Consider the following 19,585-nt stretch of genomic DNA (forward strand, 5'->3'; position numbering starts at 1 on the left):
GGCGAAAAGAGGTAGAAAGTTATGTTTAAAGAAAATAATAAATTTGAAAAATTTGAGTCTAAAGTATGGTTGAGCAGCCCAACCATGCATGGTCCGGAAATTGAATATGTGAAAGAAGCGTATGAAACAAACTGGATGTCCACAGTTGGTAAGAATATCAATGAAGTAGAAAGAATGGCATGTGAATATATCGGCTGCAAATACGCAGTTGCATTATCAGCAGGAACAGCGTCACTTCATCTTGCAATGAAATTGGCTGGTATTGAAGCATATGGAATGCCGAAAGTTGGACATGGTGCATTAGAAGGGAAAAAAGTATTTTGTTCTGATATGACATTTGATGCAACTGTAAATCCGGTAGTCTACGAAGGCGGAGAACCTGTATTTATTGATACAGAGTATGATACTTGGAATATGGATCCGGTTGCGTTAGAAAAAGCATTTGAAATTTATCCAGATACAAAAGTAGTTGTGGTTGCACATTTGTATGGTACACCTGGTAAAGTAGATGAGTTAAATGCAATCATTAAAAAGCATGGTGCCATTTTAGTAGAAGATGCAGCAGAATCTATGGGAGCTACATATAAAGGCGTGCAGACAGGTACATTTGGAAAATATAACACTATTTCTTTTAATGGAAATAAGATCATTACCGGCAGTGCTGGTGGATGCTTCCTGACAGATGATGAAGAAGCAGCAAATAAGGTTCGTAAATGGTCTACTCAGGCGAGGGAAAATGCTGCATGGTATCAGCATGAAGAACTGGGATACAACTATCGTATGAGTAATGTGGTTGCTGGTGTTGTTCGTGGACAGTTCCCTTACCTGAAAGAACATATTGCACAGAAGAAAGCAATTTATGAGAGATATAAAGAGGGCTTAAAAGGACTGCCGGTATCTATGAATCCAATGGATCTGGAAAACTCTGAACCAAACTATTGGCTGTCTTGTCTGATTATTAATAAGGAAGCCATGTGCAAACAGGTTCGTGGCGAGCAGGATGTGTGCTATGTAAAAGAAACAGGAAAGTCTTGCCCGACAGAGATTCTGGAAGCGATTGCATCTATTAATGCTGAGGGGCGTCCAATTTGGAAACCAATGCATATGCAGCCGATTTATCGTTTGAATCCATTTGTTGTCAGAGATGGAAACGGACGTGCCAGATCAAATGCGTATATTGCAGGCGGAGTAGCTGATGTAGGTATGGATATTTTTACAAGAGGATTATGTCTGCCAAGTGACAATAAAATGACAGCAGAGCAGCAGGATAGAATTATTGAAGTAATAAAGGCTTGCTTTGAATAAGGAAGTGTTTTAGGAGAGATTTATGAAGAAAGAAAAAAATCATAAATTGTACCGTAAAATGGGATTTTACGAAAGATACATAAAAAGAGCGATTGATATTTTTTGCTCTGGATTGGCAATTATTGTATTCTGTTGGCTGTATGCAATCATCGCTCTGCTGGTTCGAATCAAACTGGGAAGTCCAGTGTTGTTTACTCAATATAGACCTGGACTGATTGATCCGAAAACGGGAAAAGAACGAATTTTTAAAATGTATAAATTTCGGACTATGACAGACAAGAAAGATGCAGAGGGAAACTTGCTGCCCGATGAAGTGCGTCTGACAAAATTTGGTGCATGGCTTAGATCTACCTCTTTGGATGAACTGCCAGAAGCATTTTGCATTTTAAATGGCACGATGACACTGATAGGGCCACGTCCGCAGTTAGTTCGAGATATGGTGTTTATGTCAGAAGAACAAAGAATGCGTCATACTGCAAAACCTGGATTGTCTGGGCTTGCACAGGTAAGTGGCAGAAATGCAATTTCATGGGATAGAAAATTGCAGTATGACTTGGAGTATATAGAACATGTTTCTTTTGGGCGTGATTTAAAAATTCTTTTTAAAACTGTTGAAAAAGCATTTATTAAGCAGGAGGGAATTACAGAAGAAGGTAGTGTAACTGCTGCAGATTATGGGGATTATCTTCTCCAAACAAAACAGATAAGTAAAGAAGAATACGATAAAAAACAGAACGAAGCAAAAGAACTACTAAAAGGATTGAAGTAATGAACGAGTTAGTTTCAATAATAATGCCCTCATATAATACTGCGAAATTTATTAGTAAGACAATAGAATCTGTATTAGAGCAAACATACAAAAATTGGGAACTGTTGATAGTTGATGATTGTTCAACTGATAATACAGATGAGATTGTATCGAAGTATGATGATGACCGAATTATTTATTTAAAAAACAAAAAAAATTCTGGTGCTGCCGTATCAAGAAATAAAGCATTAAAAAATGCAAAGGGTAAGTGGATTGCATTTTTGGACAGTGATGATTTATGGTATCCGACTAAGCTGGAAGAACAAATAAAGTATATGAAAAAAAATAAATACTCTTTTTCATATACTAGTTATGAAGAAATTGATGAAAATGATGTGACGAATGGAGTGAAAGTAACCGGACCTAAGAAGATTACGAAAATGGGAATGTATCGTTATTGTTGGCCGGGGTGTTTGACCGTAATGTATGATGCGGAGAAGATTGGCAAAATACAGATTGCAGATATTAAAAAGAATAACGATTATGCCATGTGGCTGAAAGTAATCAAAAAGGCAAACTGTTATCATTATGATAAAGTGCTGGCGCAGTATAGAAAACGGTCAGGATCAATATCTAATCATGGCTATTTAAAATTAGTAAAATGGCACTATAAGTTATTCAAGGAAGCAGATAATAAGAATAGTATTGCATCGTTATTTTTGACTTTACAAAATTTAATTTATGGATGCTGGAAAAAGGTGCGGTACGTTAAAAAGGTGAGTTAATTATGGGTATGAATGATATGCTGCGTAAAATGGCTGTTCTTTTGGAAAGAAGGCAAGACGCATTATTCTCATATGATGTCAGTAAACAAAAAAAATACATTGCTAAATTAGGAAATCCACGAGATGAGATTGAAAGATCGTATTTTCAGTATAAGTGTCAGATGCAGTTTAATGGAAAAGGAATCACTTTTTTGTTAAATCTGGTTTCATTTCCAGTGGCGATTCTCTATTGGTTCAAATATGGAAAAAAGGTTCAGGTGAATCGGCTAGAGCATAAAAACTTGGTATTTTTTAGAGATGGTAAACCGGAAAACATTTTGCCAAAGTCTTTGAAAAAAAGGTATAAAGCAATTGAAAGTAATCCGGTAGAAGGAACTTTATTAACTGCAAAAGATAAAAAGTTTATAAAAGGAATAATATGTAGATATCCATTTTCTTGGCAGTTTATTTTAAAATGTTTGATTAAAATTGGAAGATATAGTTTTGCCATTGAAGAATATTCACCTGAAGCAATAGCGGTTTGTGCGGAATACTCTTTTACGTCTTCAGTACTGACAGCTTACTGTAAACAAAGAAATATCAAGCATATAGATGTCATGCATGGAGAAAAAATGTACTATATGAGAGATTCGTTCTTTAAATTTGATGAATGCTATATTTGGGATGAATACTATGGAAAAATATTAGCTTCTATGAAGGCAGATAAAAATCAGTTTGTTGTTGAAGTTCCGGCTTCTTTGAAATTCGATGGAGAGCTGATCAGAACACAGAAATATGATTATACATATTATTTAGGTGCAGAATCGGAAGAGGTATTAAAGGAAATATCAAAAATATTGGAACAGTTATATAAGAGTGGAAATAAAATTTCAATACGTCCACATCCGAGATATTCTAATATGGATATTGTTAAAAAGATATTTACTTTTGCAGATGTAGAGGATACAACCCAAATTTCGATAGAGCAATCTTTATTACAATCTGGTGCCGCAATTTCGCTTTATTCAACGGTATTGAATCAGGCATTATGCAATTCAATTCCAATAATAATAGATAATATGAGTAATCCTGAAAATTTTAATAAATTGAAAGAATTGGGATATGTTTGTCTTTATAAGGAACATAGACTTTTATCAGAAGTATTGGAGAAAAGCGTATGATAGGAAAAATTATAAAAAAAATACGAACAGGTTTTTATACAAATCTATGTAAAAAAACAGCCAAGCAATATGGAAAGGGATTACATATAAACCATTGGAGTAAATTTACATCTAAGACTTATATCGGAGATAATTGTCATTTTAATGGGATGAAAGTTACAGGAAATGGAAATGTTACTATTGGAAATAATTTTCATTCAGGAGGAGGAATATTGATATTAACCTCTAATCATAACTATGAGGGAAAATCTATTCCTTATGACGAAACGACTATAGACGGTGATGTCGTGATAGAAGATAATGTTTGGCTTGGGCAAAATGTTACAATTTTACAAGGGGTTAAAATTGGTGAAGGGGCTATTATTCAAGCTGGAAGCGTTGTTGTATCGGATATTCCATCATGTTCAATTGCAGGAGGACATCCGGCGAAAGTATTTAAAATGAGAAACGAACAACATTATTATGAATTAAAATCAGAAAACAAATTTTTTTAGGTGACGATATAAATGAAAGTAATGATTATTGCTCCGTATATATATGATGACAATATAATTGAATTTACTAAAAATAAGACTGGATTTGGAATAATGGTTCAAAATATAGTAAGTTCAGTGGCCGAATTAGAAAATGTTGTTTTATTAACACGAGTTATTACAAAGGGAAAAAATGAAAAGAATTTTAAAATCCTTTCTCATACATGGGGACAGTTCTTTTCTAATGCAAAATTAAAGGATTGGTTAATAGGAATAAAAGCATTTTTTGCGAATGGTGTTACAGTAAAAGATAGAGCCAGACATGTTTTTTATGAAGTAGATGGTGGATATGTTAGAAAACAAATTCAAATGGAAAAACCGGATATAGTTCATATACATGGTATAGGAACTATTACAGAAAGCTATATTAGAATTTGTGAAGAAATGAAAGTAAGGTATACAGTTACTTTACATGGTTTAATTGGTTTGAATGATTCGGTTTCTGCACCGGTATATGAAAAGCAGATAGAACGTGATTTTTTAATAAAAGCAGAAAAAAACAATATACCAATTAGTGTAATTAGTAGTGGTATGAAAGCCAGAATAGAAGAAAACTATTTAGGAAAAAAAGCAAATAATATCACTGTTATTACGAATGGAACGAAAAAAAACGATGAAAATGATACAAAGTTTATTCGAGAAGAAGGCACTTTAACGCAAGAAAAGTTTCAGGAATATTATAGCGATTGTTTGAATCAGAATGATTTATATCCAAAGTTGAGTGATACATATGCTTATTTGCAGCATAGCAAAAAAAATGGTAAGAAAATTCTCTTTTTCGTGGGAAATATAACCAAAAACAAAAATCAAATGCAAGCAGTAGAAATATTGAAAAATACAAAAGTATTTGAAAACACCCTGTTGGTGCTTTGGGGAAGAGAAGTAGATAATGGAGAAGTCCGAAAAAAAATTGTGGAATATCAATTACATAAAAATGTTATTTTAGGCGGATTTAATGATCGAATGGATATTTTTTGGAAATTCTGTGATGTAAATTTATTTTTGAGTTTAAATGATGGGTTTGGATTGCCTATTGTTGAGGGATATATGCATGGAGTACCATGCGTTACCTTTGAGGATTTAGATGCAACACAGGATTTATATTATCCAGAAGCAATGTTAAAAGTAAAAGATAGAAGTAATGAATCAGTTACAGATACATTAAAGACAGCATTGGATAAAAATTGGAAATATGAAGAGATTATTGAAATAGGTAATATGTTTTCGATTGATATTATGTCTGAAAAATATGTGAATTGGTATAAAGAGGTCATGGCGTAGTCAAAGCCTTAGAAAGATTTTATTGATGTGAGGGAAAATAATGAATGAAGGAATAAATAATAGACAAAAAAAGAAGATAAGTTTGATGGAAATTTTTATCCCATTGTTTTGCCTGATCAATCAGTATGAAATTGCAGGTCTTCATTTAGGATTAATTTGTGTAATTGCTGTTGTAGCTATTTATTTTATAAAATATAGAGAATTTTATTTATATAAACCATTATTTATATTTTTTCTATTTATGATAGTACATGATTTTTTCAGGATGTTTATAACTGGATTTAATACAGGACTCTGGGTAGAGAGAGTTTTATACTTATTAATTTTATCGTGTATATATAAAAAAGTTGATGAAGAAAATCTATTTAGGGTTTGGAAAATTATAGGAATTATTGTTATGGCTGGAATTTTTTACCAATCTTTCCAGGTATATATATTGGGACAATCAGTGTCTACAATTAATATATTTCCATTTTTGCAGTCAAATAGCGAAAATTATTTATTGGGTTATGATAGACCACATTCTTTCTTTTTAGAACCGGCAGCATACTGTACATGGATATTACCGCTTTTATGTATGTGTATGAAAAGAAAAAAGCATATCTGGATGGTATTTATTTCGATAAGCATTTTATTATCGACATCTTCAACGGGAATATTAATGACCGGAGTAATATGGCTGTTTTATGCGTTTGTAAGTGCCAGAAGCGAAGGGAAATATTTTAATTCGTTAATGATAGTAGGTGTTTTGATAATAGGTATAGGAGCATTTTCAAACTTGAGTATTTTTTCAATGGCATTAAATAAGTTGACGAATATTTCGGTTACAAATACATCTAATTCAGTTAGGCTTGTGTTGGGATTTCAATTGTTTTGGGCTGCACCTTTGATCTATAAAGTATTAGGAATACCATATATGAATGTAGAGAATTATATGCGTTCTGGAGAAGTGGCATTAAGTAAATATAAATTAAGTCTTAATCTTTCATATTTGGGCTTTGTTAATGCTATTGGAAATTGCATGTTAATTTACGGTGTATTTGGATTGCTTTTATATTTGAAACTTTTTTGGAATATATGGAAAGAATCAGATTTATATAGTAAATGTTATGTTTTAACATGTATCATTTCAATATTTGGTCAATCGGTATTTTGGAATAGTCTTTTCGTAACGCAATTTGCGGTGATGTTATGCTCAGTAGAAAGAACATCATTTATTAGAGTGACGTTGGGGCAAGGAGTAACGAGCAATTCATATGAATAAGAAATATAAATATTTATCGAAAAATTTTATTTTGTTTGGGATAAGTAGTTTTGGTCCTAAGATAATAGCATTCCTTATGGTTCCTTTATATACTAATTGTTTATCCACAGCAGACTATGGAATCGGGGACATAGTAAGTACTTCTGCCAATTTGGTATTACCAATCATTATCCTTTGCATCGAAAGTGCAATATTAAGATTTTGCTTTGATAAAGAGTATGAATCCGATGAAGTAATATCAAGCGGGTTATTTGTTTGCCTGAAGGGAATGGTGTTATGTGCTATTTGTACAATTATAATAGGAATACTTCCTTTCTTTAAAATTAATACATCATATTTAGTTGCATTTTATTTAATGGTATTGTCTACAGGACTGTATAATGTACTGACTAATTATGCCAGAGGCATTGATAAAGTACAATATATGGTTGAAATGAGTTTGATTACCACAATAGCATCATGTGTATTAAATGTTGTTTTGTTGGTTGTGCTGAAGTGTGGATTAAATGGATATTTAATAGCTAATTACCTGGGAACCTTTATGGCTGTAGCTTGGGGATCTGTACGACTGAAAATACATAAACACATTAAGTTTAATAAAGTAAATAAAACTACAGTTAAGGAATTGCAAAAATTTGGGTTCCCATTAATTTTTAATAAAATTGGTTGGTGGATTAATAGTTCATCGGATAGATATATTGTTACATGGATTTTAGGTGCAACTGCGAATGGAATTTATACGGTATCATATAAAATACCGACTATGCTGACTGCATGTAGTGATATATTTACGCAGGCATGGCAGTTATCAGCCATAAAAGATTTTGATCCAGAAGATAGTGATCATTTTGTTGCTGATATGTATGAGGCATATAATGGTTTTTTAGTTTTGTGTTGTTCAATGTTAATTATATTAACTATTCCATTTGCACATATTTTATATGCAAAGAGCTTTTTTGTAGCATGGAAATATGTTCCTCCATTGATGATTTCTTTCGTCTTTGGTGGTTTGGCTGGCTTTTTAGGGAGCATTTTTACAGCAGTAAAAGATACTAAAATATTCTCATATTCAACTATGATAGGTGCAGTCGTAAATACCATATTAAATTTTGTATTAGTGTCTTATATTGGTGTAATGGGTGCTGCAGTTGCAACACTTGTGTCTAATATTGTTATTTGGTTAGTTAGATTACAAAGAAGTAAAAGATATATACATATACGAGTGAATTTTCTAAAACATACAATAATGTATATCTTGTTAGTTGTACAATTCATAGTCTGTTTAGGTGGATTTACTATAGTGCCTGTAATAATACAATTAATAATTCTTGTTGCTTTGATTGCTGCTAATAGAAAATTGATAATTAATATAATGAGAAAAGGAAAAATAATGTTAGCAAAATATTTACATCGTTAGGAGAAATAAATTATGAAAACAATAGGAATAATTACATATCATCATTATTATAATTACGGTACAATGCTGCAGGCTCTTGCCTTGCAGGAAAAGGTAGAACAACTAGGCTATCAGGCAGAGTTAATAGATTTTAAACAAGATAATTCTCTATCAAGATATGAAATGCTTAAATTAAGAATAAAAAGAATGCCAGTGTATATTAAAGAAAGAAAAAAATATCGAGCGTTGGCTGATTCGAGAGAAAAAATAAAGGAAAAGAATGAATTATTTGAACAGTTTTATAAAACATATTTGCATGTAGGAAAAAAGAAATATACAACCACACAGCAGTTAATGGAAAATCCACCAGTATATGATGGATATGTAGTAGGTAGTGACCAGACTTGGAATCCTTTTGTTGCGAACTCGCCGGAAGCATTTTTTTTACCATTTGTTGAAAACAAATCGAAAAAAGGCAGTTATGGTCCGAGCTTAGCGGTAAAATCATTATCTGACGAGAAAGAAAAGGAATATAGAAAAAAATTATCTAATTTTTCCTTTTTATCATGCAGAGAGCAGGATGGAGCGCAATTGTTAAGCCGTATTACACAAAAAGAAGTTAAATGTGTATTAGATCCAACATTGTTATTATCTGCTAAAGAGTGGGGAAAATATTGCGAGTTTGAGATACCTAAAGAGCCATATATTTTGGTTTATTTTTTGGGAGAAAAATCAGAACATAGAAGGGCTGTAGAAAAGATACAAAAATTAACAAATTGGAAAATAATAAGTCTTCCGGCAGCATATTTAGAAATGGAAAATAATGATTATAAAAAAGTATGGGGAGGTCCTAAAGAATTTTTATCATTGATAAGAGGAGCTGCTTTAATTTGTACAGATTCATTTCATGGAACTATGTTTTCGATAAATTTCCAAAGAAATTTTTTCTCTTTTTGTAAAAGCAGTGATTCAGAGGAATCATCTGAAAATTCCAGATTATATAGTGCTTTAAATATCTTTGGATTATCAAATAGAATAATTCATAATATGGATAATTTGACTGCAGAAGATATTTCTATAGATTACAAAAATGTGATTCCGATTTTGGAGGAACAGAGAAGGGATTCGATTGAGTATTTAGAAAACATGTTATTCGAGATGACGAAAGGATAAAAAATGAAAGTTGCTATTCGGGATGATGATACATCATATTTTACAAAACCTAAAGATTTACAAAGAGCATATGATTTTTTAAATGAGGATGATTGTGTATCTCTTTCAGTTGTGCCGTATACGGTTCCAGTTCATAGAGATGATGTGTTTCCATATGGAAAAGAAATTGGAATGGGATATTATGATATAGCTGAAAATACAGAATTATTAGAATATTTAAAGAAAAAATATAAACAGGGAAAAGTTGATATATTGTTACATGGCTATTCACATGAATATCAGCTAAGTGAAAACAAATGGCTTGCTGAAATGAAATGGAAAAGTAGTAGTCAATTAAAAGAGGAAATACCGAAAGGAAAAAAACATTTAGAGAAATTGTTAGGTATGAATATATCAGTATTTGTTGCACCTAATAATAGTATTGATAAAAAAGCTATTTCAGTATTAGAAGATCTTCAAATGAATTACTCTGGCATTATTGGGGTGAGAGATAGAAAAGTAAATTTAAGATATATATATAATTTTATAATTCGTTGGGGATTTAGGATAGTAAAAAAAGTACAGTATCCAGGTATTATGAACTATGGAAAGCATAAAGAACTGAATGCATATACAATAGATAATTATGAACGGCTGATTTATGAGTACCATATTTGCAAAGCAAGAAAAGTGCCATTTGTTATATATACTCATTATTGGCAATTAAATACAGATGAAAAAGCGAAAAAGTTAATTAAACAAATATATAATTATGTAATTAAAGATGGTGCAGAAATAGTTCCTTTAAGTGAGTGTTTTAAATAATATGATAAATTTTGATTTTAAAGAAAAATGTTACTCTTGTTCAGCATGTGCAGAAGCTTGTCCAACCAAAGCAATATCATTTGATGAAAACATACATCCAGAAATTGATTTGCAAAAGTGTATTAATTGCAATAGATGTGAAAGAGTATGTATTGAATTGAATAAACCTGAAGATATAGAAGAACTGAATTGTATTGAGGGATATATAGTTAAAAACAAAAACAATGAAATCAGAAAAGTAAGTTCGTCAGGCGGTGTTTTTTTTCAAATAGCACAAAAAGTATTAGAAATGGACGGATATGTTTGTGGTTGTATATATGATGACAAGTTTATGCCCAAACATATTGTTTCTAATGAGATAGAAATTTGCAAAAAAATGATGGGATCAAAATATGTGAAAAGTGACTTAAATGATTGCATAGTGAAAATCAAGCAGATTGTAGAAAAGGGAAAAATAGTACTTTTTTCAGGAGTCCCATGTCAAGTTGCAGCAGTAAAAAAGTGTGTTAAAAGTGATAAATTAATTACGCTGGCAGTTGTATGTCATGGATCTATAGAACGTAAAATATGGAAAAAATATTTAGCTGAAGAGGAAAGAATGAGTGAAAGTTCAATTATTAAAGTGTCTATGAGAGATAAAACAAAAGGATGCTTAAATTATGGATTGAAGTTTCAATTTAAGAATGGAACTGAACATATAACGTTTAGAAAAAATGATGGTTACTTTTTGAAATGCTTTACAGATGGTTTGTTTGAAAGAAATAGATGTTTGAGTTGCGAATATAAGGGACAGAATATTATGAGTGATCTATTGATAGGAGATGCGTGGGGAATGGAAAAAGTATGTCCCGAATTTACAGATAGTCTTGGGTGTTCGGCAGTATTAGTGTTGACTGAAAAAGGAAAAAAAATTTTTAATGAAGTAGAAAAATACTTTTTAATTAGAAATGTAGATAGCCAAGAAATAATTCGTAATAATCCAAGAATTATATTACCAGCGCCACGAAATACTTTTCAGAAGAGTTTTGAAAAGAAGTTAGAAAAATCAGATGCGAATATTCATTTCTGGACAGAAAAGTATGCAAAACCAACTATTTTGAATCGTATAAAATGGAAAGTATTGGGAGGAGAAAATTAAAATGTTTAGTATAAAAAAGATGTTGGTAGATTTATATGATAGTAGAACAGCTCAGTCATGTAGTGCTTCTATTGGAGATATAATGAATTTAAGAAGAAATGTAGAACATAATCAGTTTCTAGCTACTACGAGGTATTTGGATATAAAGGATTATGTAGAATATAATAAACAAACATTTGTATGGCAAAATACGGTTAGTAGGGCAGCATATGGTAATAAACATCGGGAGGAAGATGGGAACATGGCTTTCTCAAAATTAATTACATCATATCAAAGCAAAGGATATGATCCGAATTCTTTATTTATAGTAGATAAGGATATGAGGCTTCTAGATGGTAATCATAGAATGGGGATGAATTTATATACAGATCAACATAAAATAAATGTTCGAGTTTTGAAGAGAAAAAGCAAAAATCCAGGTAATTTGGATTGGTATTTACAAAAGAAAATATCGGCAGATTTTTTGAAAAAAGTCTATAATGCATATTTACAAATACAAGAATGGTTAATTGAAACGGGAGATACTTTTTGTTGTATTGTGCCTGAAAATGAAAAATTATCCGAATTGGATTTAATGGTTAATATAAAAAGTGTACACAGATATAGATTACAGAGTCCATTATTCGTGGGGGGGCATAAAGCTTAATCAAGCAGGAAAACTTATACAGTTTACGTTAGATGAACCAGAATATATGATTGAGGATAGTAAAGCTGTATCAAAAAGGATAAGAGATATAAAAAATATTTTGGAAATGAGATATGGTATGGAATTTGTTTCACAAATTTATTTTTCACAATCTTGTCTTGAGGGTAAGGAAATTTTTGATAAAGTAAAGAACGATTTTATAGAATAAAAGTGAGTGGATTAAATGGAAAAGTTTATATTGATAGCCACATGTACATATGTAAAAAATGAATAAAAGAATAGTGTCATCATTTGTTAAAATAGGTATAAAAAATTGGAATAAACTGAGAGAGTATCTTAGAAAATAGATTTGAGGTGATTTTAGATGAAAAAACTGATTTTAATAGGAGCTGGTGGACATGCAAAGTCAGTTGCAGATTCAATTAATAAATCAGAATATGAATTATGTGGATTCATAGATAGCAACAAAAAAGGTATGCATATGGGATTACCAATCTTGGGTACGGGACTTGAAGATATTCCAAATTGTGAAAAATATAGTTATTTTGTTTCTATTGGAGATGTTGGATACCGTAAGTTATGGTTTGACAGAATTAGAGAACGAAGATTGAACATAATCAATATTATTGATTCTTCAGCAATTATATCGGCCAGTGCAAAAATGGGAATAGGGAATTTTGTAGGTAAAATGGCAGTAATAAATGCTGATGCAGAGATAGGAAATAATAATGTTATAAATACAAAGGCTTTGATTGAACACGAATGTAAAGTGGGTGATCACAATCATTTATCAACAAATTCTGTCATAAATGGAAATGTTATTGTAGGAAATAGTGTTTTTTTGGGCAGTTCATCTGTGTGTAACGGTCAATTGAAAATCGGTTCCAATGCAATTATTGGTTCAGGTAGTGTGATTATTAAAGATATACCGGAGAAAGTAACTGTAGTAGGTGTACCTGCTAGAGTTATAAAGAGGAGAGATTAGAAATGAGTGATATTCAAATTGTTGCAGAGATTGGCTGCAATCATAATGGAAGTGTTGAATTGGCAAAAAAAATGATGAAAAAAGCGAAAGAAGCTGGAGCAGATGCAGTTAAATTCCAAAGTTTTGTGCCAGAAAATCTTGTTTCAAGATATGCCCCTAAAGCCGAATATCAGAAAAAAAATGATGGAAATGGTTCACAGCTAGATATGTTAAAAAAATTGGCATTAACGGAAACTGAATATTTGGAATTGGTACAGTATGCTTCTACTTTAGATATTCAGATTTTTTCTACGCCATTTGATTTTGAATCTTTTTCATTTTTGCAAAAAATCGGTCAGAATATATGGAAAGTACCATCAGGAGAGATTACAAATCTTCCTTATTTACAGAGGGTAGCAGCAATTGAATGTCAAAATAAACAAGTAATTCTATCAACAGGAATGTCTACGATTGATGAAGTTAAATATGCAATAAATGTTTTGCAACAAAGTAAAGACACAAGTTTTACGGTATTACATTGTAATACACAATATCCAACAGAGCCGGAAGATATGAATTTGCTTGCCATGAATAAGCTTCAAGAATTAGCACCAGATTGGAAAATCGGACTTTCAGATCATTCAGAAGGAATTGTTGCTTCTCTTGTGGCTGTTGGATTGGGAGCTAAATTTATCGAAAAACATTTTACTTTAGATAAAGCTATGCCAGGACCTGATCATAAAGCGTCTATTACACCAGAAGAACTAAAAGAATTGTGTGTAGGTGTGCATAAAGCTGAAATTATGCTTGGAAATGAAACGAAAGAAGTGACTGAATCTGAACGAAGCAATATATTCGTTGCAAGAAAATCTATTGTAGCAAAAAGAAAAATCATGAGAGGTGAAATGTTTTCCGAAGAGAATATCACTTGTAAAAGACCAGGAAATGGAATTTCTCCGATTCATTGGTATGAGGTGTTGGGGAAAGAAGCTGAAAAAGATTTTGAAATAGATGAATTGATTTCTTGTAAAGGAGTGAATAGAGAAGATGAATAATTTAGCAATAATACCTGCAAGAAGCGGTTCGAAAGGCTTGAAAGATAAAAATATAAAATTATTAAATGGAAAACCGTTAATTGCATATAGCATAGAAGCAGCGAAGAAATCAGAGATTTATTCACACATATTGGTTTCTACGGATTCTGAAAGATATGGCGAGATTGCAATACAATATGGAGCAGAAGTACCTTTTTATCGATCAGAAGAAAATGCATCAGATGTAGCGTCATCATGGGATGTTGTAAAAGAAGTATTGAAAAAATATCAGGAGATGGGAATTGTATTTGATACATTTACGCTTTTACAGCCAACATCTCCATTGCGAAAGTACGAAGATATAAAAAAAGCTTATGAATTATTTAAAGAGAAAGATGCAATAGCGGTTGTATCAGTTTGTGAAATGGAGCATTCGCCATTGTGGAGTAATACTTTACCAGAAAATAATTCGTTATCCGGATTTTTGCGGGCAGACAGTAATAAACAAAGACAGAAATTAGAAACGTTTTATAGGATAAATGGGGCAATTTATATGGCAGATGTGAAGGCTTTTTTGGAAAATACAAATCTGTATAGAGAAGATTGTTACGCATATAAAATGCCGGCAGAGCGCAGTATAGATATAGATACAGAACTTGATTTTAAAATTGCCGAAACTATTATAAATCAGTAAAAGAAGGTTAGTATGGGAAAGTATAGAGTAGCGTATGCGACTGGTTCAAGAGCAGATTATGGAATAGTAAAAAATTTTTTAAGATTATTAGATAATGACAAAGATATTGAGTTTTCAGTATTGGTTACAGGTTCACATTTAGAAGATAAGTTTGGTCACTCTGTAGATATAATACGACAGGATGGATTTAAAATCGATTTGGAGATTCCGCTAAATATAGAGAATGACAGTAATGCGAATGTGATGCATTGCATGGCAACAGCTTTAGATTGCTTTGGAAATTATTTTGAAAATAATAAATTTGATTTATTAATTATACTTGGAGATAGATATGAAATGATGGCGGTTGCGATTGCAGCAGCTATGCAAAGAATCCCAATTTTGCATTTACATGGTGGGGAAGTTACATATGGCAATTATGATGAATTTATACGTCATTCTATTACCAAAATGAGTCAGTATCATTTTACCAGTACAGAAGAATATAGAAAACGTGTAATACAGTTGGGAGAAGATCCTAAAAGAGTATTTTATCTTGGGGCATTAGGGGCAGAAAATTGTTGCAAAATAGATGAAGAGAAAGTAATTGAAAAAGTAAAAGAACTTATTCCACAAAAATACTGGGTTGTAGCTTTTCATCCCGAAACACTAACTGATGTGAAAATGGAAGATCAGGTGAAAGAAGTATTGACTGCATTGCAGGAAAATATGAATGGAATGAGTGTTATTTTTATGGGGACGAATGCAGATACAAAATCTGATATCATACGTTCTTCATGGCTCAATTATGTGGATGAACATGAAAATGCGTATTATTATGAAAACTTGAATGTAGATTCGTTTTTATATTTAGTAAAAAATTCTGTGGCATTAATAGGAAATTCGTCATCTGGAATTATTGAAACACCGTCATTAGGAAGGTATACAATTAATATTGGAGATAGACAAAGAGGACGAGTACATGGTAACAGTGTTATTGATGTCACTTGCGACAGTAGTATGATCGGTCAGGCAATGAAAGAGATTACCGGGAAAAATGAAAAAATAATTAATCCGTATTATGTAGAAAATACTGCAGAAAATTATTATAAAAAGACAAAAGAAATTTTAGAAAATGGAACGTCTATTTTAAAGGAATTTTATGATATAGTCTAAAATTCAGTAGAAACAGAAGTGTAAAGCAGGAGGTATGCGAATATGAAAATTGCAGTTGCAGGAACTGGATATGTGGGATTATCCATAGCTACTTTGTTATCGCAACACCATGAAGTGATGGCAGTAGATATTATTCCAGAAAAAGTAGAATTAATAAACCAAAAAAAATCTCCAATTCAGGATGAATATATTGAAAAATATCTGTCAGAGAAGAAATTGCATCTAACGGCAACATTAGATGCAAAATCAGCGTATAAAGATGCGGACTTTGTAGTTATTGCTGCTCCCACAAACTATGACAGTAAGAAAAATTTCTTTGATACATCAGCAGTAGAAGCTGTGATCAAGTTGGTTATTGAATATAATCCAGATGCGATTATGGTTATAAAATCGACAATTCCAGTAGGATATACAGCAAGTATTAGAGAAAAATTTCATTGTGACAATATTATTTTTAGCCCTGAGTTTTTGCGTGAATCTAAGGCATTGTACGATAATCTATATCCGTCAAGAATTATTGTGGGAACGGATATTCAAAATGCTAGACTTGTAAAGGCTGCGAATACATTTGCCGGATTATTACAGGAAGGTGCTATTAAAGAGAATATTGATACTTTGATTATGGGATTTACAGAAGCGGAAGCAGTGAAGTTATTTGCTAATACATATCTGGCTCTCAGAGTATCATATTTTAATGAGCTTGACACATATGCCGAAATGAAAGGGTTGAACACACAGCAGATCATTAACGGTGTGTGTCTTGATCCAAGAATTGGATCACATTATAATAATCCGTCATTTGGATATGGTGGTTATTGCTTACCAAAGGATACTAAGCAGCTTTTGGCTAATTATGAAGATGTTCCACAGAATATGATGTCTGCTATCGTTGAATCAAATAGAACCAGGAAAGATTTCATAGCAGATCGTGTTTTACAGAAAGCAGGGTATTATGCTTATGATGATGAAAATACTTATGATGCTTCTATGGAAAAAGAGGTTGTGATTGGTGTATATCGTCTTACTATGAAATCAAATTCAGATAATTTCCGCCAGTCATCTATACAGGGGGTAATGAAGCGAATCAAAGCAAAAGGAGCTACGGTTATCATTTATGAGCCAACACTGGAAGATGGAAGTACTTTCTTTGGTAGCAAGGTTGTAAATGATTTGGAGAAATTTAAAGAACAGAGTCAGGCAATTATAGCAAATAGATATGACACTTGCCTGGACGATGTGAAAGAAAAGGTATACACAAGGGATATTTTTAAGAGGGACTAAAAGACAATGCCAGGGGGAATATTGACATATACATATTTGTGAGCTAAGGAGTAGAATTTTTTATGTGTGGAATAGTAGGTTTTACCGGGAGACAACAGGCGGCACCTATTTTATTAAATGGATTGTCTAAGTTAGAGTACCGAGGATATGATTCAGCCGGAATTGCTGTGCGAGATGGGGAGCATCTGGCACAGGTGGTTAAGGCTAAGGGAAGATTGAGTAATCTTGTTGAAAAAACAGATGAGGGGAAAGCGTTATTAGGAACATGCGGAATTGGACATACACGTTGGGCAACACATGGAGAGCCGAGCCAGATCAATGCTCATCCGCATGTGTCTGGAAATTGTACAAGATCAGGTTCTGGGGAAGTCGAATCAGAAGTTGTTGGAGTGCATAATGGAATAATTGAAAATTATACGGAACTGAAAGAAAAACTGTTAAAACATGGATATACTTTTTATAGCCAGACTGATACAGAAGTGGTAATTAAACTGGTGGATTATTATTATAAGAAGTATAACCTGGGTCCGATTGATGCAATTGCGAAAACTATGGTTCGTGTGCGGGGATCGTATGCACTGGAACTTATGTTCAAAGATTATCCAGGAGAAATCTGGGTGGCAAGAAAAGATAGCCCGATGATTATTGGTGTGACCGAGGGAGAAACCTATGTTGCTTCTGATGTGCCTGCCATTTTGAAATATACGAGGAATGTCTATTATATTGGTAATCTGGAATTTGCCAGATTAACACCGGGAGAAGCCCATTTCTATAATCTTGATGGAGATGAAATCGAAAAACAGACGACAGAAATTAAGTGGAATGCCGAAGCTGCTGAAAAAGCGGGATTTGAGCATTTTATGATGAAAGAAATCCATGAACAGCCGAAGGCCGTCAAGGATACTTTAGGATCTGTAATAAAAGATAATGCTATTGATTTATCTTCTGTTGAACTTACAGAAGATGAAATTCGGGGATTTGATCAGATTTATATTGTTGCATGTGGTTCTGCATGGCATGTTGGAATGGCTGCACAATATGTAATAGAAGATTTGTCAGATATTCCGGTAAGAGTGGAACTTGCTTCGGAGTTCAGATATAGAAGAATGTCATTAAATAAAAACTCTCTGGTTATAGTGATCAGTCAGTCCGGGGAGACTGCAGATACGTTGGCGGCGTTACGTCTGGCAAAGGAAAAAGGAATCACAACGTTGGCAGTCGTAAATGTTGTTGGCAGCAGTATTGCACGTGAAGCAGATAAAGTATTCTATACACTTGCCGGGCCGGAAATATCGGTAGCAACAACAAAAGCTTATAGTGCTCAGCTTGCGGCAATGTACTGTCTGGCTGTTCAGTTTGCAAAAGTCAGAAATATGATTACAGAAGAACAGTACAACAATTATCTTTCTGAGCTATTGACAATTCCGGAGAAGATCCAGAAGATATTGCAGGATAAGGAAAGACTTCAATGGTTTGCTGCAAAATATGCAAATGCACATGATGTATTCTTTGTTGGCAGAGGAATTGATTATGCGATTTCTCTGGAAGGAAGTTTGAAATTAAAGGAAATTTCATACATTCATTCGGAAGCATATGCAGCAGGAGAGTTAAAACATGGTACGATCAGCCTGATAGAACCAGGAACTTTGGTAATTGGTGTATTAACGCAAAGTGACCTTTATGAGAAAACGATTAGTAACATGTTGGAATGCAAAAGTCGTGGAGCATACTTGATGGGATTAACAACATATGGAAAATATGAGATAGAAGATCAGGTAAACTTTGCAGTATACGTTCCAAAGATTGATGAGCATTTCGTAGGAAGCCTTGCAGTGATTCCGTTACAGTTAATGGGATATTATGTTAGTGTAGCCAAAGGTCTGGATGTAGACAAGCCAAGAAATCTGGCAAAGAGTGTGACTGTGGAATAAAAATATTTGAAATTAGTACTCTGGGTTGGCATAGAGATGGATGTCAGCCCAGAGTATTGGCACAATTTGATTGAAGTGACCATTGGTGTCAGATACTATTAAATTTTTATGAGGTGAGTAATGGCTTGCGTAATATCACCAATAATTAAAGTAACGGAAATGTGCAATTTTGACTGTGTTTTCTGCAGATATTCGAATCATAAACAAAATACTGGAATCATGAATGTTGACATAGTAATGAATATTACGGTGCGGCAGAGCCGCCAGTCCGGTGTGGCGAGAGCCACCTGTCC

18 protein-coding genes are annotated in these 19,585 nt (G+C 32.8%); all 18 read left to right on the forward strand.

Features of this window, described 5'->3' with window-relative positions; translation table 11 throughout:
• Nucleotides 1-21 precede the first annotated feature (21 nt).
• Nucleotides 22-1,305 (forward strand): DegT/DnrJ/EryC1/StrS family aminotransferase, encoded by a 1,284-nt coding sequence (locus tag G5B12_RS07970; protein WP_174088020.1) that lies wholly within the window; start codon nucleotides 22-24, stop codon nucleotides 1,303-1,305.
• Between the two features lie 22 nt (nucleotides 1,306-1,327).
• Nucleotides 1,328-2,074, forward strand: a complete 747-nt coding sequence (locus G5B12_RS07975; RefSeq protein ID WP_272491531.1) for a sugar transferase — start codon at nucleotides 1,328-1,330, stop codon at nucleotides 2,072-2,074.
• Nucleotides 2,074-2,838: a glycosyltransferase family 2 protein gene (locus G5B12_RS07980; protein ID WP_055282591.1), complete on the forward strand. Its 765-nt coding sequence runs from the start codon at nucleotides 2,074-2,076 to the stop codon at nucleotides 2,836-2,838. The genes G5B12_RS07975 and G5B12_RS07980 overlap by 1 nt, the downstream gene beginning before the upstream one ends.
• Nucleotides 2,839-2,840: 2 nt before the next feature.
• Nucleotides 2,841-3,998, forward strand: coding sequence for a hypothetical protein (locus G5B12_RS07985; protein ID WP_117636403.1), 1,158 nt, complete (start codon nucleotides 2,841-2,843; stop codon nucleotides 3,996-3,998).
• Entirely contained in the window at nucleotides 3,995-4,492 is a 498-nt protein-coding gene (locus tag G5B12_RS07990) for an acyltransferase (protein ID WP_055282588.1), read from the forward strand. The genes G5B12_RS07985 and G5B12_RS07990 overlap by 4 nt, the downstream gene beginning before the upstream one ends.
• 12 nt (nucleotides 4,493-4,504) lie before the next feature.
• Nucleotides 4,505-5,812, forward strand: a complete 1,308-nt coding sequence (locus G5B12_RS07995; protein ID WP_117636404.1) for a glycosyltransferase family 4 protein — start codon at nucleotides 4,505-4,507, stop codon at nucleotides 5,810-5,812.
• 40 nt (nucleotides 5,813-5,852) lie between these two features.
• Nucleotides 5,853-7,076 carry a hypothetical protein gene (locus G5B12_RS08000; RefSeq protein ID WP_117636405.1) on the forward strand — a complete coding sequence of 408 codons (1,224 nt, stop codon included), beginning with the start codon at nucleotides 5,853-5,855 and terminating at the stop codon, nucleotides 7,074-7,076.
• The gene (locus tag G5B12_RS08005; RefSeq protein WP_118238166.1) at nucleotides 7,069-8,493 is read left to right on the forward strand and encodes a lipopolysaccharide biosynthesis protein; all 1,425 of its coding nucleotides are present in this window, start codon (nucleotides 7,069-7,071) and stop codon (nucleotides 8,491-8,493) included. Before G5B12_RS08000 ends, G5B12_RS08005 begins: the two co-directional genes overlap by 8 nt.
• Nucleotides 8,494-8,505: 12 nt before the next feature.
• Nucleotides 8,506-9,645 (forward strand): polysaccharide pyruvyl transferase family protein, encoded by a 1,140-nt coding sequence (locus G5B12_RS08010; RefSeq protein ID WP_055282580.1) that lies wholly within the window; start codon nucleotides 8,506-8,508, stop codon nucleotides 9,643-9,645.
• A 3-nt stretch (nucleotides 9,646-9,648) separates the two neighbouring features.
• Nucleotides 9,649-10,449, forward strand: coding sequence for a DUF2334 domain-containing protein (locus G5B12_RS08015; protein ID WP_117636408.1), 801 nt, complete (start codon nucleotides 9,649-9,651; stop codon nucleotides 10,447-10,449).
• A gap of 1 nt (nucleotide 10,450) precedes the next feature.
• On the forward strand, nucleotides 10,451-11,587 hold the full coding sequence (locus G5B12_RS08020; protein WP_117636409.1) for a Coenzyme F420 hydrogenase/dehydrogenase, beta subunit C-terminal domain: 1,137 nt from the start codon (nucleotides 10,451-10,453) through the stop codon (nucleotides 11,585-11,587).
• A 1-nt stretch (nucleotide 11,588) separates the two neighbouring features.
• Nucleotides 11,589-12,233 (forward strand): hypothetical protein, encoded by a 645-nt coding sequence (locus G5B12_RS08025; RefSeq protein WP_174088021.1) that lies wholly within the window; start codon nucleotides 11,589-11,591, stop codon nucleotides 12,231-12,233.
• Between the two features lie 364 nt (nucleotides 12,234-12,597).
• The gene (locus tag G5B12_RS08030) at nucleotides 12,598-13,218 is read left to right on the forward strand and encodes an acetyltransferase (RefSeq protein ID WP_055282573.1); all 621 of its coding nucleotides are present in this window, start codon (nucleotides 12,598-12,600) and stop codon (nucleotides 13,216-13,218) included.
• A gap of 2 nt (nucleotides 13,219-13,220) precedes the next feature.
• Nucleotides 13,221-14,252 carry an N-acetylneuraminate synthase gene (gene neuB, locus G5B12_RS08035; RefSeq protein ID WP_055282571.1) on the forward strand — a complete coding sequence of 344 codons (1,032 nt, stop codon included), beginning with the start codon at nucleotides 13,221-13,223 and terminating at the stop codon, nucleotides 14,250-14,252.
• Nucleotides 14,245-14,925 (forward strand): acylneuraminate cytidylyltransferase family protein, encoded by a 681-nt coding sequence (locus G5B12_RS08040; RefSeq protein WP_055282569.1) that lies wholly within the window; start codon nucleotides 14,245-14,247, stop codon nucleotides 14,923-14,925. Before neuB ends, G5B12_RS08040 begins: the two co-directional genes overlap by 8 nt.
• 12 nt (nucleotides 14,926-14,937) lie before the next feature.
• Nucleotides 14,938-16,080: a UDP-N-acetylglucosamine 2-epimerase gene (neuC, locus tag G5B12_RS08045; RefSeq protein ID WP_055282566.1), complete on the forward strand. Its 1,143-nt coding sequence runs from the start codon at nucleotides 14,938-14,940 to the stop codon at nucleotides 16,078-16,080.
• 42 nt (nucleotides 16,081-16,122) lie between these two features.
• Complete coding sequence (locus G5B12_RS08050; protein WP_174088022.1) at nucleotides 16,123-17,361, forward strand: nucleotide sugar dehydrogenase; 1,239 nt, start codon at nucleotides 16,123-16,125, stop codon at nucleotides 17,359-17,361.
• 62 nt (nucleotides 17,362-17,423) lie between these two features.
• Nucleotides 17,424-19,292: a glutamine--fructose-6-phosphate transaminase (isomerizing) gene (gene glmS, locus G5B12_RS08055; RefSeq protein WP_118338479.1), complete on the forward strand. Its 1,869-nt coding sequence runs from the start codon at nucleotides 17,424-17,426 to the stop codon at nucleotides 19,290-19,292.
• Nucleotides 19,293-19,585 lie beyond the last annotated feature (293 nt).

Source organism: Blautia sp. MSK.20.85 (genome assembly GCF_013317245.1).
In the GTDB taxonomy this organism is placed as follows: Bacteria; Bacillota; Clostridia; order Lachnospirales; family Lachnospiraceae; genus Blautia_A.